The organism is Mesorhizobium sp. M5C.F.Ca.ET.164.01.1.1 (assembly GCF_004792125.1).
In the GTDB taxonomy this organism is placed as follows: domain Bacteria; phylum Pseudomonadota; class Alphaproteobacteria; order Rhizobiales; family Rhizobiaceae; genus Mesorhizobium; species Mesorhizobium wenxiniae.
Genome location: NZ_SRTG01000079.1, coordinates 1 through 500 on the forward strand (window position 1 = coordinate 1; position 500 = coordinate 500).

The window sequence follows — 500 nt, forward strand, 5'->3', positions numbered from 1 at the left end:
GGCATAAGAACGACCCCATCAAGCTTGAGGCCCGACGTGGCGAGGTGTCGATCAAACTCGCCCAACGCGGCTTCCGATGCCATATCAACAGGTATAGCTTCATGCGAACCGTCGGCTGGTGCAGGCAGGGTCGAAACCAGCGACTCAAGCCGCACCTGATTGCGGGCCGCCACCATCAGCCGCGCGCCACCGGCCGCAAGCCGTTCGCAAATTGCTTTCCCGATCCCACCCGTTGCCCCAGTCACAAGTATGGTCGACATCAGACCACCCCGCCAGTTTCGAGCACTATACTGTTGTAGTCTGGAAAAGCCATTGCACCCGGCTGTGGGCGGTTTCTTGCCATCCACCGGTACCAAGTGTCAGACTTTCACCACTAGCTTGACGACGGCACGGAGCCTCACCAATGACCACCAGCCCCCGAAAAGAGCGTAAATTTCCTGCTTCGGCCGGTATCCTTCTAGGGTTAGGCCTAGGCGGCTTTTTCGACGGGATCGTGCTCC

The 500-nt window shown here is 59.0% G+C and carries 1 protein-coding gene and 1 pseudogene; one reads left to right on the plus strand and one right to left on the minus strand.

The features are described from left to right. Positions 1-260: SDR family NAD(P)-dependent oxidoreductase (locus tag EN807_RS32495; RefSeq protein WP_135937175.1), on the minus strand; the 260-nt coding region annotated here is incomplete at its 3' end. Positions 261-403: 143 nt separating this feature from the next. Here EN807_RS32495 and EN807_RS37170 point away from each other — a divergent pair. Next, a pseudogene (locus EN807_RS37170) lies at positions 404-500 on the plus strand (DUF2243 domain-containing protein); the annotation flags it as partial.